At 59.0% G+C, this 12,904-nt stretch carries 12 protein-coding genes and 2 tRNA genes; 13 read left to right on the forward strand and 1 reads right to left on the reverse strand.

The genetic code is table 11. The annotated features are described in order from the left end of the window. Positions 1 to 41: 41 nt before the first annotated feature. The 4 genes from carA (at position 42) to LOY50_RS04160 (ending at position 5,417) form a co-directional block, all read left to right on the forward strand. The gene (gene carA / locus LOY50_RS04145) at positions 42 to 1,178 is read left to right on the forward strand and encodes a glutamine-hydrolyzing carbamoyl-phosphate synthase small subunit (protein ID WP_258690359.1); all 1,137 of its coding nucleotides are present in this window, start codon (positions 42 to 44) and stop codon (positions 1,176 to 1,178) included. Positions 1,179 to 1,283: 105 nt separating this feature from the next. Beyond that, the gene (carB, locus tag LOY50_RS04150; RefSeq protein WP_014336571.1) at positions 1,284 to 4,505 is read left to right on the forward strand and encodes a carbamoyl-phosphate synthase large subunit; all 3,222 of its coding nucleotides are present in this window, start codon (positions 1,284 to 1,286) and stop codon (positions 4,503 to 4,505) included. Positions 4,506 to 4,507: 2 nt separating this feature from the next. After that, positions 4,508 to 4,984, forward strand: a complete 477-nt coding sequence (gene greA, locus LOY50_RS04155; protein WP_027911987.1) for a transcription elongation factor GreA — start codon at positions 4,508 to 4,510, stop codon at positions 4,982 to 4,984. Positions 4,985 to 5,012: 28 nt separating this feature from the next. Then, positions 5,013 to 5,417 carry a hypothetical protein gene (locus LOY50_RS04160; RefSeq protein WP_063322987.1) on the forward strand — a complete coding sequence of 135 codons (405 nt, stop codon included), beginning with the start codon at positions 5,013 to 5,015 and terminating at the stop codon, positions 5,415 to 5,417. A gap of 10 nt (positions 5,418 to 5,427) precedes the next feature. Here the strand turns inward: LOY50_RS04160 and LOY50_RS04165 are convergent, their stop codons facing one another. Further along, positions 5,428 to 5,736, reverse strand: a complete 309-nt coding sequence (locus LOY50_RS04165) for a YhbY family RNA-binding protein (RefSeq protein WP_003177852.1) — start codon at positions 5,734 to 5,736, stop codon at positions 5,428 to 5,430. Between the two features lie 105 nt (positions 5,737 to 5,841). Between LOY50_RS04165 and rlmE the strand changes: the two genes are divergently transcribed. From rlmE to rimP, 9 genes are all read left to right on the forward strand, one after another. After that, entirely contained in the window at positions 5,842 to 6,474 is a 633-nt protein-coding gene (rlmE, locus tag LOY50_RS04170; protein WP_003177853.1) for a 23S rRNA (uridine(2552)-2'-O)-methyltransferase RlmE, read from the forward strand. 200 nt (positions 6,475 to 6,674) lie between these two features. Then, on the forward strand, positions 6,675 to 8,585 hold the full coding sequence (ftsH, locus tag LOY50_RS04175) for an ATP-dependent zinc metalloprotease FtsH (protein ID WP_214512215.1): 1,911 nt from the start codon (positions 6,675 to 6,677) through the stop codon (positions 8,583 to 8,585). 8 nt (positions 8,586 to 8,593) lie between these two features. Continuing rightward, positions 8,594 to 9,445, forward strand: a complete 852-nt coding sequence (gene folP, locus LOY50_RS04180; RefSeq protein ID WP_253471550.1) for a dihydropteroate synthase — start codon at positions 8,594 to 8,596, stop codon at positions 9,443 to 9,445. A 16-nt stretch (positions 9,446 to 9,461) separates the two neighbouring features. Next, complete coding sequence (gene glmM, locus LOY50_RS04185; RefSeq protein WP_253471553.1) at positions 9,462 to 10,799, forward strand: phosphoglucosamine mutase; 1,338 nt, start codon at positions 9,462 to 9,464, stop codon at positions 10,797 to 10,799. A gap of 66 nt (positions 10,800 to 10,865) precedes the next feature. Next, a complete protein-coding gene (gene tpiA, locus LOY50_RS04190) occupies positions 10,866 to 11,621 on the forward strand; it encodes a triose-phosphate isomerase (RefSeq protein WP_212797587.1) in 756 nt (251 codons plus the stop codon). 4 nt (positions 11,622 to 11,625) lie between these two features. After that, positions 11,626 to 12,009, forward strand: coding sequence for a preprotein translocase subunit SecG (gene secG / locus LOY50_RS04195; protein WP_003197714.1), 384 nt, complete (start codon positions 11,626 to 11,628; stop codon positions 12,007 to 12,009). Positions 12,010 to 12,030: 21 nt separating this feature from the next. After that, positions 12,031 to 12,116: transfer RNA gene (locus tag LOY50_RS04200), tRNA-Leu, on the forward strand. Between the two features lie 97 nt (positions 12,117 to 12,213). Further along, positions 12,214 to 12,290, forward strand: a tRNA-Met gene (locus LOY50_RS04205). 140 nt (positions 12,291 to 12,430) lie between these two features. Further along, on the forward strand, positions 12,431 to 12,889 hold the full coding sequence (gene rimP, locus LOY50_RS04210) for a ribosome maturation factor RimP (protein ID WP_253471554.1): 459 nt from the start codon (positions 12,431 to 12,433) through the stop codon (positions 12,887 to 12,889). Positions 12,890 to 12,904 lie beyond the last annotated feature (15 nt).

A 12,904-nucleotide genomic window follows, 5' to 3' on the forward strand; every position in this document is an offset into this window, starting at 1 on the left:
CCTGCGATCGCCCTTTCAGGCTTTATTTACGGGAGGTCTTCTTGACTAAGCCAGCCATACTCGCCCTTGCTGATGGCAGCATTTTTCGCGGCGAAGCCATTGGAGCCGACGGTCAGACCGTTGGTGAGGTGGTGTTTAACACCGCAATGACCGGCTATCAGGAAATTCTTACCGATCCTTCCTACGCCCAACAAATCGTTACCCTGACTTACCCGCACATCGGCAACACCGGCACTACGCCGGAAGACGCCGAGTCTGATCGTGTCTGGTCCGCCGGCCTGGTCATCCGTGACTTGCCGCTGGTAGCGAGCAACTGGCGTAACACGATGTCCTTGTCCGATTACCTGAAAGCCAACAACGTCGTGGCGATCGCCGGTATCGACACTCGTCGCCTGACCCGCATCCTTCGGGAAAAAGGCGCGCAAAACGGCTGCATCATGGCCGGCGACAACATTTCCGAAGAAGCCGCCATCGCCGCTGCCCAGGGCTTCCCTGGCCTCAAGGGCATGGACCTGGCGAAAGTCGTCAGCACCAAGAAGCAGTACGAATGGCGCTCCACGGTCTGGAACCTGAAGACCGACAGTCACGCGACGATCGAGGCTTGCGAGCTGCCTTACCACGTGGTGGCCTACGACTACGGCGTCAAGCTGAACATCCTGCGCATGCTGGTCGAGCGTGGTTGCCGCGTCACCGTGGTGCCGGCCCAAACCCCGGCCGCCGACGTCCTGGCCCTCAAGCCTGATGGCGTGTTCCTGTCCAACGGCCCGGGTGACCCGGAGCCTTGCGACTATGCGATCCAGGCGATCAAGGATGTGCTGGAAACCGAGATCCCGGTATTCGGTATCTGCCTCGGTCACCAGCTGCTGGCTCTGGCTTCGGGTGCCAAGACCTTGAAGATGGGCCACGGCCACCACGGTGCCAACCACCCCGTGCAGGACCTGGACACCGGCGTGGTGATGATCACCAGCCAGAACCACGGTTTCGCGGTGGACGAAGCCACTCTGCCGGCCAACGTGCGCGCGATTCACAAGTCGCTGTTCGACGGCACGCTGCAAGGTATCGAGCGTACCGACAAGAGCGCGTTCAGCTTCCAGGGCCACCCTGAAGCGAGCCCGGGCCCGAACGACGTGGCGCCGCTGTTCGATCGCTTCATCAATGAGATGGCCAAGCGACGCTGACTGCGTGAAGCCCGAAGGCGGCCCCGAATACGGCGGCCCCTTTGGGCGCTACAAAGATTGTTCGACGGCCTAGCCGACTGACCTGCGGATTTGAGTGACAAACCCATGCCAAAACGTACAGACATAAAAAGCATCCTGATTCTCGGCGCTGGCCCGATCGTGATCGGCCAGGCCTGCGAATTCGACTACTCCGGCGCCCAGGCCTGTAAAGCCCTGCGCGAAGAGGGCTACCGCGTCATCCTGGTGAACTCCAACCCGGCCACCATCATGACCGACCCGGCCATGGCCGACGCCACCTACATCGAGCCGATCAAGTGGCAGACCGTTGCCAAGATCATCGAGAAGGAACGCCCGGACGCGCTGTTGCCGACCATGGGTGGCCAGACCGCGCTGAACTGCGCCCTGGACCTGGAGCGCGAAGGCGTCCTGGAGAAGTTCGGTGTGGAAATGATCGGCGCCAACGCCGACACCATCGACAAGGCCGAAGACCGTTCGCGCTTCGACAAGGCGATGAAATCCATCGGCCTGGACTGCCCACGCTCGGGCATCGCCCACAGCATGGAAGAGGCCAACGCCGTCCTGGAGCGCCTTGGCTTCCCGTGCATCATCCGTCCGTCCTTCACCATGGGCGGCACCGGTGGCGGCATCGCCTACAACCGTGAAGAGTTCGAAGAAATCTGCGCCCGTGGTCTCGACTTGTCGCCGACCAAGGAACTGCTGATCGACGAATCCCTGATCGGTTGGAAAGAATATGAAATGGAAGTTGTCCGCGACAAAAAGGACAACTGCATCATCGTCTGCTCCATCGAAAACTTCGACCCGATGGGCGTGCACACCGGTGACTCGATCACCGTCGCACCAGCCCAGACCCTGACCGACAAGGAATACCAGATCCTGCGTAACGCCTCCCTGGCGGTACTGCGTGAGATCGGCGTGGAAACCGGCGGCTCCAACGTCCAGTTCGGCATCTGCCCGAACACTGGTCGCATGGTGGTCATCGAGATGAACCCGCGAGTATCCCGTTCGTCGGCCCTGGCTTCCAAGGCCACCGGTTTCCCGATTGCCAAGGTCGCTGCCAAGCTGGCCGTGGGCTACACCCTGGACGAGCTGTCGAACGACATCACCGGTGGCAAGACCCCGGCGTCCTTCGAGCCGTCCATCGACTACGTCGTCACCAAGCTGCCACGCTTCGCCTTCGAGAAGTTCGCCAAGGCTGACGCCCGCCTGACCACTCAAATGAAGTCGGTCGGTGAAGTCATGGCCATCGGCCGGACCTTTCAGGAGTCCCTGCAGAAAGCTCTTCGCGGTCTGGAAGTGGGCGTCTGCGGTCTTGATCCGAAGCTGGACCTGGCCGACCCGGAAAGCATGAGCGTGCTCAAGCGCGAGCTGACCGTGCCAGGCGCCGAGCGCATCTGGTACGTGGCCGACGCCTTCCGTGCCGGCATGACCGTCGAGCAGATCTTCGGCATGAACATGATCGACCCTTGGTTCCTGGTACAGATCGAAGATCTGATCAAGGAAGAAGAGAAGGTCAAGACCCTGGGCATGTCCAGCATCGACCGCGACATGATGTACCGCCTCAAGCGCAAAGGCTTCTCCGACATGCGCCTGGCCAAGCTGCTGGGTGTGACCGAGAAGAGCCTGCGCACGCATCGCCACAAGCTGGAAGTGTTCCCGGTCTACAAGCGCGTCGACACCTGCGCGGCCGAGTTCGCCACCGACACCGCGTACCTGTACTCCACGTACGAAGAAGAGTGCGAAGCCGCGCCATCGACCCGCGACAAGATCATGATCCTGGGTGGCGGTCCTAACCGGATCGGCCAGGGCATCGAGTTCGACTACTGCTGCGTACACGCGGCACTGGCCCTGCGCGACGACGGTTACGAGACCATCATGGTCAACTGCAACCCGGAAACCGTGTCCACCGACTACGACACCTCCGATCGCCTGTACTTCGAGCCAGTGACCCTGGAAGACGTGCTGGAAATCGTCCGCGTCGAGAAGCCAAAAGGCGTGATCGTCCAGTACGGCGGCCAGACTCCGCTGAAGCTGGCGCGCGCCCTTGAAGCCGCTGGCGTGCCGATCATCGGCACCAGCCCGGATGCGATCGACCGCGCCGAAGACCGTGAGCGCTTCCAGCAGATGGTCGAGCGCCTGAACCTGCGCCAGCCGCCAAACGCCACCGTGCGCAGCGAAGACGAAGCGATTCGTGCCGCCGCCAAGATCGGTTACCCGCTGGTGGTGCGTCCGTCCTATGTACTGGGCGGCCGTGCGATGGAAATCGTCTATCAAGAAGACGAGCTCAAGCGCTACCTGCGTGAAGCGGTCCAGGTCTCCAACGACAGCCCGGTGCTGCTGGACCACTTCCTCAACTGCGCCATCGAAATGGACGTGGACGCGGTCAGCGACGGCAAGGACGTGGTGATTGGCGCGATCATGCAGCACATCGAACAAGCGGGCGTTCACTCCGGTGACTCCGCTTGCTCGCTGCCGCCTTACTCGCTGCCAGCGCACATCCAGGACGAGATGCGCGAGCAGGTCAAGAAAATGGCCCTGGAGCTGGGCGTTATCGGCCTGATGAACGTGCAACTGGCCCTGCAGGGCGAAGACATCTACGTCATCGAAGTCAACCCGCGCGCTTCCCGGACCGTACCGTTCGTCTCCAAGTGCATCGGTGTTTCCCTGGCGATGATCGCTGCACGGGTCATGGCGGGCAAAACCCTGAAGGAACTGAATTTCACCAAGGAAATCATTCCGAACTTCTACAGTGTGAAAGAAGCGGTGTTCCCGTTCGCCAAGTTCCCTGGCGTCGACCCGATCCTCGGCCCTGAGATGAAGTCCACCGGTGAAGTGATGGGTGTGGGCGATACCTTCGGTGAAGCCTTCGCCAAGGCCCAGATGGGCGCGAGCGAAGTGTTGCCGACTGGCGGCACGGCGTTCATCAGCGTGCGTGATGACGACAAGCCACTGGTTGCAGGCGTGGCCCGTGATCTGATCAACTTGGGCTTCGAAGTGGTCGCCACTGCCGGTACTGCCAGGCTGATCGAAGCGGCAGGCCTGAAAGTGCGCCGCGTGAACAAGGTGACCGAGGGGCGTCCGCACGTGGTCGACATGATCAAGAATGACGAAGTCACGCTGATCATCAACACTACCGAAGGTCGCCAGTCGATCGCCGATTCCTACTCCATTCGTCGCAATGCGCTGCAGCACAAGATCTACTGCACCACGACCATTGCTGCGGGCGAAGCGATCTGCGAAGCGCTCAAGTTCGGTCCCGAGAAGACCGTGCGTCGCTTGCAGGATCTACATGCAGGATTGAAGGCATGAGCATAACCAAGTACCCGATGACAGTTCAGGGCGCGAAGGCCCTGGAAGAAGAACACGCTTTCCTGACCAAGGTCGAGCGGCCGCGCTTGAGCCAGGCTATTGGTGAAGCGCGTGAGCTGGGCGATCTCAAGGAAAACGCCGAATACCATGCTGCCCGAGAGGAGCAGGGGATGGTCGAGGCGCGTGTCCGTGATATCGAAGGTCGCATGCAGAATGCGGTGATCATCGATGTCACGACGATCCCGCACACCGGCAAGGTGATCTTTGGCACTACCGTGGAAATCGCCAACGTCGAGACCGATGAAAGCGTCACTTACCAGATCGTTGGTGAGGACGAGGCAGACATCAAGCTCGGCAAGATCTCCGTTGGTTCGCCCATCGCTCGCGCCTTGATTGCCAAGGAAGAGGGCGATGTGGTGGTGGTGAAGACGCCGGGTGGTGTCATCGAGTATGAGATTGTCGAAGTCCGTCACATCTGAACGAAGGCGCCCGCTGCGAGCGGGCGCCATGATCTGGCAGCTCACCCAGATGTTGTGGGTGGGCGGCGTCTGGTTGTTGCACGTCGGTTTGCTGCCGGTGCTGGGTCGAGTCGGCCTGGCGCCGCTGCTCATCGATGAAATCGCAGGCATGCTGACGGCGCTGCTGGTGGGTTTCTCCGCGGCGTGCGTAATATTTCAGGCTTTGGTGCTGGTTCAGGCCGAGGGCCTTGCCAGTCTATGGCGCGACATTCGTGGGCAATTGTTGCTCATGTCGTTGTACGCGTGCGGGATGTTCTTCGCGGTGCGTCTCGGCTGGCCGGATGCGAGCCAGTGGCAGGCATTCAGTTACCTGGTGCTGGGTTTTTCCGGATTGGTGCTGGTGTTGCAACCGGTTCCCGGCTGGAGTGGCAGGGTGTGCGAGGCACACCCTTGACCCTTTGACATCACTTGAAACGGTGAACGTTCGACAGTTGCTTGTTGACGCTGAAGTTCTTGCGATAAATCAGCGCCATCTTGCCGATGACCTGTACCAGGTCTGCCTTGCCGGTCTTGCACAGTTCGGCAACGGCAGCCAGGCGGGCTTCGCGGTCGAGGATGTTGAGCTTGATCTTGATCAGCTCGTGATCGCCCAAGGCGCGTTCCAGTTCGGCGAGTACACCTTCAGTCAAACCGTTGTCAGCCACAGTCAAAACCGGTTTCAGATGGTGGCCAATGGATTTGTATTGTTTCTTCTGCTCTTGAGTGAGCGGCATAATCTGACCCCTGCGTCTGATCTTGTAAAAAGCGGCGGCCAGTTTACCCGAGCAAGTCCGGGACCGCCCACTTAATCACGACCCGTTTTATTTTTGAGGTGGCCCGTGGCCCGTTCCAAGACAAGTCTTAAATGGCTGCAAGAGCATTTCAACGACCCATTCGTGAAAATGGCGCAAAAAGACGGCTATCGTTCCCGTGCCAGCTACAAGCTGCTGGAGATTCAGGAAAGAGACCGTTTGATCCGTCCAGGCATGAGCGTGATCGACTTGGGCGCCGCCCCGGGTGGCTGGTCCCAAGTGACCAGTCGTCTGATTGGTGGGCAAGGCACACTGATCGCTTCCGATATCCTGGAAATGGACAGCATCCCGGATGTGACCTTCATTCAGGGCGACTTTACCGAGGACGCCGTACTCGCGCAGATCCTTGAAGCGGTTGGAAAAAACGAGGTGGACCTTGTGATTTCCGATATGGCCCCCAATATGAGTGGACTGGCATCTGTTGATATGCCGCGATCGATGTTCCTGTGCGAGTTGGCACTGGATCTTGCGACTCGGGTGTTGAAGCCAGGTGGTGATTTTTTGATCAAGGTCTTCCAGGGTGAAGGCTTTGACGAATACCACAAGAGCGTGCGCAAGCAGTTCGAGAAGGTCACGACGCGCAAGCCGAAATCATCGCGTGATCGCTCCCGTGAGCAGTACCTGCTGGGCCGTGGTTTCCGTGGTCGCAGTGAGGAATAAGAGGTTTTTCGACCGGGGCGATAGGTTTTTCGTATTTCGTCCCGTGAGCATTAGCGAATATTGTGTAGAAAGTGTTTCACAAAGGGTTACAGACGGCGCCTGCCAGAGTCGTAGGTAATGTAGTAAGTTAGGCCGGTGAATATCATGCGAAGCACGCGCCAGTAGCGGAGCTTGCTTCAGAGGGTAGTTAATTGAACGATATGGCAAAGAATCTGATCCTGTGGTTGATCATCGCCGCTGTCCTTGTGACCGTGATGAACAACTTCTCCAGCCCTAACGAGCCGCAGACCCTCAACTATTCCGACTTCATCCAGCAGGTCAAGGATGGCAAGGTCGAGCGCGTAGCCGTTGATGGCTATGTGATTACCGGTAAGCGCACCGATGGCGACAACTTCAAGACCATTCGTCCGGCAATCCAGGACAATGGCCTGATCGGCGACCTGGTGGACAACCATGTCGTGGTCGAAGGCAAGCAGCCTGAGCAGCAAAGCATCTGGACCCAGCTCCTGGTCGCCAGCTTCCCGATCCTGGTGATCATCGCCGTGTTCATGTTCTTCATGCGCCAGATGCAGGGCGGCGGTGGAGGCAAGGGCGGGCCGATGAGCTTTGGCAAGAGCAAGGCCCGTCTGCTTTCCGAAGACCAGGTGAAAACCACCCTGGCCGACGTCGCGGGTTGCGACGAAGCCAAGGAAGAAGTTGGCGAGCTGGTCGAGTTCCTGCGTGATCCGGGCAAGTTCCAGCGTCTGGGCGGCCGTATTCCGCGCGGCGTACTGATGGTGGGCCCACCAGGTACAGGTAAAACCTTGCTGGCCAAGGCGATTGCCGGTGAAGCCAAGGTGCCGTTCTTCACGATTTCCGGTTCCGACTTCGTCGAGATGTTCGTCGGCGTGGGCGCCAGTCGTGTTCGCGACATGTTCGAACAGGCCAAGAAACACGCGCCATGCATCATCTTCATCGACGAAATCGACGCCGTCGGTCGCCATCGTGGTGCCGGCATGGGTGGCGGTCACGATGAACGTGAACAGACCCTCAACCAGTTGCTGGTCGAGATGGACGGTTTCGAAATGAACGACGGCATCATCGTGATTGCCGCCACCAACCGTCCTGACGTACTTGACCCTGCGCTGCTGCGTCCAGGTCGTTTCGACCGCCAGGTCGTGGTGGGGCTGCCGGACATTCGTGGCCGCGAGCAGATCCTCAAGGTTCATATGCGCAAGGTGCCAATGGGCGACGACGTCGCTCCGGCGGTCATCGCGCGTGGTACGCCGGGCTTTTCCGGTGCCGACCTTGCTAACCTGGTCAACGAGGCGTCGCTGTTCGCCGCTCGCACCGGCAAGCGCGTCGTGGAAATGAAGGAATTCGAGCTGGCCAAGGACAAGATCATGATGGGCGCAGAGCGCAAATCCATGGTCATGTCGGAGAAAGAAAAGCAGAACACTGCGTATCACGAGGCGGGTCACGCGATCGTCGGTCGTGTCGTGCCTGAGCATGATCCGGTCTACAAGGTCTCGATCATTCCGCGTGGTCGTGCCCTGGGCGTGACCATGTTCCTGCCGGAAGAGGATCGCTACAGTCTGTCCAAGCGTGCATTGATCAGCCAGATCTGTTCGTTGTACGGCGGTCGTATCGCTGAAGAGATGACGCTGGGCTTCGACGGTGTGACCACAGGCGCGTCCAACGACATCATGCGTGCCAGTCAGATCGCCCGGAATATGGTCACCAAGTGGGGCCTGTCCGAGAAGTTGGGGCCGCTGATGTATGCCGAAGAAGAGGGGGAAGTATTCCTCGGTCGTGGTGGCGGTGGCCAGCATGCAAGCTTCTCTGGCGAAACGGCCAAGCTGATCGACTCCGAAGTGCGCAGCATCATCGACCAGTGCTACGGCACAGCCCGGCAGATTCTCACGGACAACCGTGACAAACTCGATGCCATGGCCGATGCCCTGATGAAGTACGAAACCATCGATGCCGAGCAGATCGACGACATCATGGCGGGTCGCGTACCTCGCGAGCCTCGTGACTGGTCGGGTGGTACTGGCACCTCCGGTACACCTCCGGCTGTACAGGGTGAGCGTCCGGAAACACCGATTGGCGGTCCGGCCGCTGATGTCTAAGGCTTGAAATGACTTCTGTTCAGTCCTCGACCCGGTTGCCTTGCGGCAACCGGGTTCTTGATTTGGCCCATGCGCATGTCATGGGCATTCTCAATGTCACGCCTGATTCCTTTTCCGATGGTGGTCGATTCAGCCAGCTCGATGCTGCGCTGCGGCATGCCGAGGCCATGGTGGCCGCGGGCGCAACGCTGATCGATGTGGGTGGTGAATCGACCCGGCCGGGCGCACGTGCGGTCTCGCCTACCGAAGAGCTGGAGCGAGTGGCGCCGATTGTCGAGCGCATCCATCGCGAACTTGATGTCATTATCTCGGTCGATACGTCCACGCCTGCGGTCATGCGTGAGACTGCGCGACTGGGGGCGGGCCTGATCAATGATGTTCGGTCCTTGCGGCGCGATGGTGCCCTGGATGCGGCGGCGGCCACCGGGTTGCCGGTGTGCCTGATGCATATGCTCGGCGAGCCGGGGACCATGCAGAATGACCCGCACTATGATGATGTAACCAGGGAGGTAGGTGAATTCCTGGTGGAGCGTCTGGATCGGTGCGTCGCCGCGGGCATTCCCGCCGAGCGGATCATTCTTGACCCCGGGTTCGGCTTTGCCAAGACCCTGGCTCACAACCTGAGCCTGTTCAAACATATGGAAGCCTTGCATGCCCTGGGGCGGCCCCTGTTGGTTGGGGTCTCGCGAAAGAGCATGATAGGCAATGCCTTGGGCCGCCCGGTGGGGGAGCGTCTGTATGGCGGTCTCGCCCTTGCAGCCTTGGCCCTTGCCAAAGGTGCGCGCATATTGCGCGTGCACGATGTAGCCGAAACGATGGATGTCGTGCGGATGATTGCAGCTGTGGATTCAGCCGAATAAGAATGACGGAGCACTTATGAGCAAGAAATACTTTGGCACCGACGGTATTCGTGGTCGGGTCGGCGAATACCCTATTACCCCTGATTTCATGCTCAAGCTCGGCTGGGCGGCCGGCATGGCGTTCCGCAAAATGGGCGCGTGCAAGGTGCTGGTCGGCAAGGACACGCGAATTTCCGGCTACATGTTCGAATCGGCACTCGAAGCCGGCCTGACATCGGCGGGTGCCGATGTGATGTTGCTGGGCCCGATGCCGACGCCCGCCATTGCCTACCTGACGCGTACGTTCCAGGCCCAGGCAGGCATCGTGATCAGTGCCTCGCACAACCCTCATGATGACAACGGCATCAAGTTCTTCTCCGGCCAGGGTACCAAGCTGCCGGATGATATCGAGCTGATGATCGAAGAGCTGCTGGACACGCCGATGACTGTGGTTGAGTCGAGCAAGATCGGCAAAGTGTCGCGGATCAACGACGCGTCGGGTCGCTACATCGAGTTCTGCAAAGGCAGTGTGCCGACCGGTACCAGTTTTTCCGGCCTGAAAATCGTCGTCGATTGCGCCCATGGGGCAACCTATAAAGTTGCGCCGAGCGTCTTTCGCGAGCTGGGCGCCGAGGTGGTGGTGCTTTCCGCCCAGCCTAATGGCCTGAACATCAACCATAACTGTGGCTCCACCCATACCGAGGCGTTGCAGGCTGCGGTGCTGGCTGAGCAGGCCGATCTCGGGATTGCCTTCGATGGCGACGGTGATCGGGTCCTGATGGTCGATCACACCGGCACGGTTGTCGATGGTGACGAATTGCTGTTCATCATCGCCCGTGACCTGCATGGGCGCGGCAAACTGCAGGGCGGCGTGGTCGGTACGTTGATGAGCAACCTGGGGCTTGAACTGGCCCTGGCGGACCTGGATATCCCGTTCGTGCGGGCTAACGTGGGTGACCGCTACGTGATCTCGGAGCTGCTGGAACGCAACTGGGTGATTGGTGGCGAGAACTCCGGCCACATCGTGTGCTTTGACCATACCACCACAGGTGATGCGATCATTGCAGCCCTGCAAGTGCTGATGGCGCTCAAGGCGCGTAGCGAAGGGCTCGCACAGTCGCGCCAGGCATTGCGCAAATGCCCGCAAGTGTTGATCAACGTGCGTTTCGGTGGCGGTGTGAATCCTCTCGAGCATGCGAAGGTCAAGCAGGCCAGTGAGCATGTGACGCAGGCGATGGCGGGGCGTGGGCGCGTGTTGTTGCGCAAGTCCGGCACAGAGCCTTTGGTGCGCGTCATGGTCGAAGGAGAGGATGAAGCGCAAGTTCGCGGTTATGCCGAAGAGCTGGCAAAACTTGTTACTGAAGTTTCTGCCTGAATTCGGCTTGCCAGTCATGAATCCGTTGGGTAACATCTGCGCCCACTTTGACCGACGAGGTACAGCATGCGTCGCCCTATGGTAGCTGGTAACTGGAAGATGCACGGTACCCGCGCCAGCGTCGCTGAGCTGATCAATGGCCTTCGTCATCTGGCCTTGCCTAGCGGTGTTGATGTCGCGGTATTCCCGCCTTGCCTGTATATCAATCAAGTGATTGATGGCTTGAAAGGTAAGTCGATTTCGGTCGGCGCGCAGAACTCTGCGGTGGAATCCATGCAAGGTGCGCTGACCGGCGAGATTGCGCCGAGTCAGTTGGTGGATGCAGGTTGTTCCCTGGTCCTGGTCGGACACTCCGAGCGTCGCCAGATCATGGGTGAGCAGGACAAGACCTTGATCCGCAAGTTTGCTGCGGCCCAGGCCTGCGGTCTGATTCCGGTGTTGTGCGTAGGGGAAACCCTCGAGCAGCGTGAAGCTGGCAAGACCCTTGAAGTTGTCGGGCGTCAGCTGGGCAGCATCATCGAAGACCTGGGTGTCGGTGCTTTTGCAAAGGCAGTCATTGCTTACGAGCCAGTTTGGGCTATTGGTACCGGGCTGACTGCTTCGCCGCAACAGGCGCAGGATGTGCACGCAGCCATCCGCGCGCAGTTGGCGGCAGAGAATTCTGAAGTGGCACGAGGTGTGCGGCTTCTATACGGCGGCAGCGTGAAGGCGGCCAATGCGGTCGAACTGTTCGGCATGCCGGATATCGATGGGGGGCTCATTGGTGGAGCGTCCCTGAATGCAGATGAGTTCGGTGCGATTTGTCGCGCCGCGGGAAACTGAGAAAATGCTGGAAACAGTCGTAGTCGTTTTTCATCTGCTGGGTGCACTGGGCGTAGTTGCTCTCGTATTGCTGCAGCAGGGTAAAGGTGCGGATGCTGGTGCGTCTTTCGGTGCAGGTGCTTCAAATACTGTGTTCGGAAGCCAAGGTTCCTCTACCTTTCTTAGTAAGTTTACTGCTATACTTGCCGCCGGTTTCTTCATGACCAGCTTAGGGTTAGGTTACTTTGCTAAAGAGAAAGCTCATGAGCTGACTCAAGTAGGTTTGCCAAACCCAGCGGTACTGGAAGCGCCAAAGCAACAACCGGCTTCTGATGATGTCCCGGTGCTTCAAGAGCAAAAGTCGGCCAACCCGGCGACTGACGTACCTCCAGCTCAAGAGCAGAAGTAAGAAGGTTTCAAACGCTGTATTGCCGAGGTGGTGGAATTGGTAGACACGCAACCTTGAGGTGGTTGTGCCCATAGGGTGTAGGGGTTCGAGTCCCCTTCTCGGTACCAATTATCAGGAGAGCCCGCGATTGCGGGCTTTCTTGTAGGTGGAAGGGTTACATTGACCCTGTAAGGGATCGGTCGTATACTTCCGCCCCAGCTTTGTCGCGGGATGGAGCAGTCTGGTAGCTCGTCGGGCTCATAACCCGAAGGTCGTCGGTTCAAATCCGGCTCCCGCAACCAGTTTCAGGGGCCCCTTCCAAGGGGCTTTTTGTTAGCTGGACACTTTACAACGCCGCTGTTCGACGGCGTTTCAGGGATGGGCGATTCGCCCATTTTTTTTTATTTGCACAGCATGCACAAACATGCACGAGGGGGTTCAGGTGTCGAGCAAGCTAGAACAGTTGCAGGCCTTGTTGGCCCCGGTGGTCGTGGCCCTTGGCTATGAATGCTGGGGTATTGAGTTTTCGGCTCAAGGTCGCCACTCAATGTTGCGCGTTTATATCGATAAGGAAGGCGGCGTGTTGGTGGATGATTGCGCCATCGTCAGCCGTCAGATCAGCGGTGTATTGGATGTTGAAGACCCAATCACCTCCGAATACACCCTTGAAGTTTCCTCGCCTGGCATGGAGCGCCCCCTGTTCACACTTGAACAGTTCGCTTCGTTTGCCGGTGAACAAGTGAAGATCAAGCTGCGCTCGCCTTTCGAAGGTCGACGCAACTTCCAAGGCCTTCTGCGCGGTGTAGAAGAGCAGGACGTCGTGGTGCAGGTAGATGACCATGAGTTCCTGTTGCCGATCGATATGATCGACAAGGCCAACATTATTCCCAGTTTTGACTGATACGTGCCAGATACT

This window comes from Pseudomonas sp. B21-010 (genome assembly GCF_024749325.1).
Classification (GTDB): Bacteria; Pseudomonadota; Gammaproteobacteria; order Pseudomonadales; family Pseudomonadaceae; genus Aquipseudomonas; species Aquipseudomonas kilonensis.

Bases quoted from the DNA above. Each gene is read 5' to 3' on its own strand.
- folP (WP_253471550.1), top strand. From the start codon at position 8,594: ATGACTTCTGTTCAGTCCTCGACCCGGTTGCCTTGCGGCAACCGGGTT.
- tpiA (WP_212797587.1), top strand. From the start codon at position 10,866: ATGCGTCGCCCTATGGTAGCTGGTAACTGGAAGATGCACGGTACCCGC.
- LOY50_RS04165 (WP_003177852.1), bottom strand. From the start codon at position 5,736: ATGCCGCTCACTCAAGAGCAGAAGAAACAATACAAATCCATTGGCCAC.
- LOY50_RS04160 (WP_063322987.1), top strand. From the start codon at position 5,013: ATGATCTGGCAGCTCACCCAGATGTTGTGGGTGGGCGGCGTCTGGTTG.
- glmM (WP_253471553.1), top strand. From the start codon at position 9,462: ATGAGCAAGAAATACTTTGGCACCGACGGTATTCGTGGTCGGGTCGGC.
- ftsH (WP_214512215.1), top strand. From the start codon at position 6,675: ATGGCAAAGAATCTGATCCTGTGGTTGATCATCGCCGCTGTCCTTGTG.
- secG (WP_003197714.1), top strand. From the start codon at position 11,626: ATGCTGGAAACAGTCGTAGTCGTTTTTCATCTGCTGGGTGCACTGGGC.
- carB (WP_014336571.1), top strand. From the start codon at position 1,284: ATGCCAAAACGTACAGACATAAAAAGCATCCTGATTCTCGGCGCTGGC.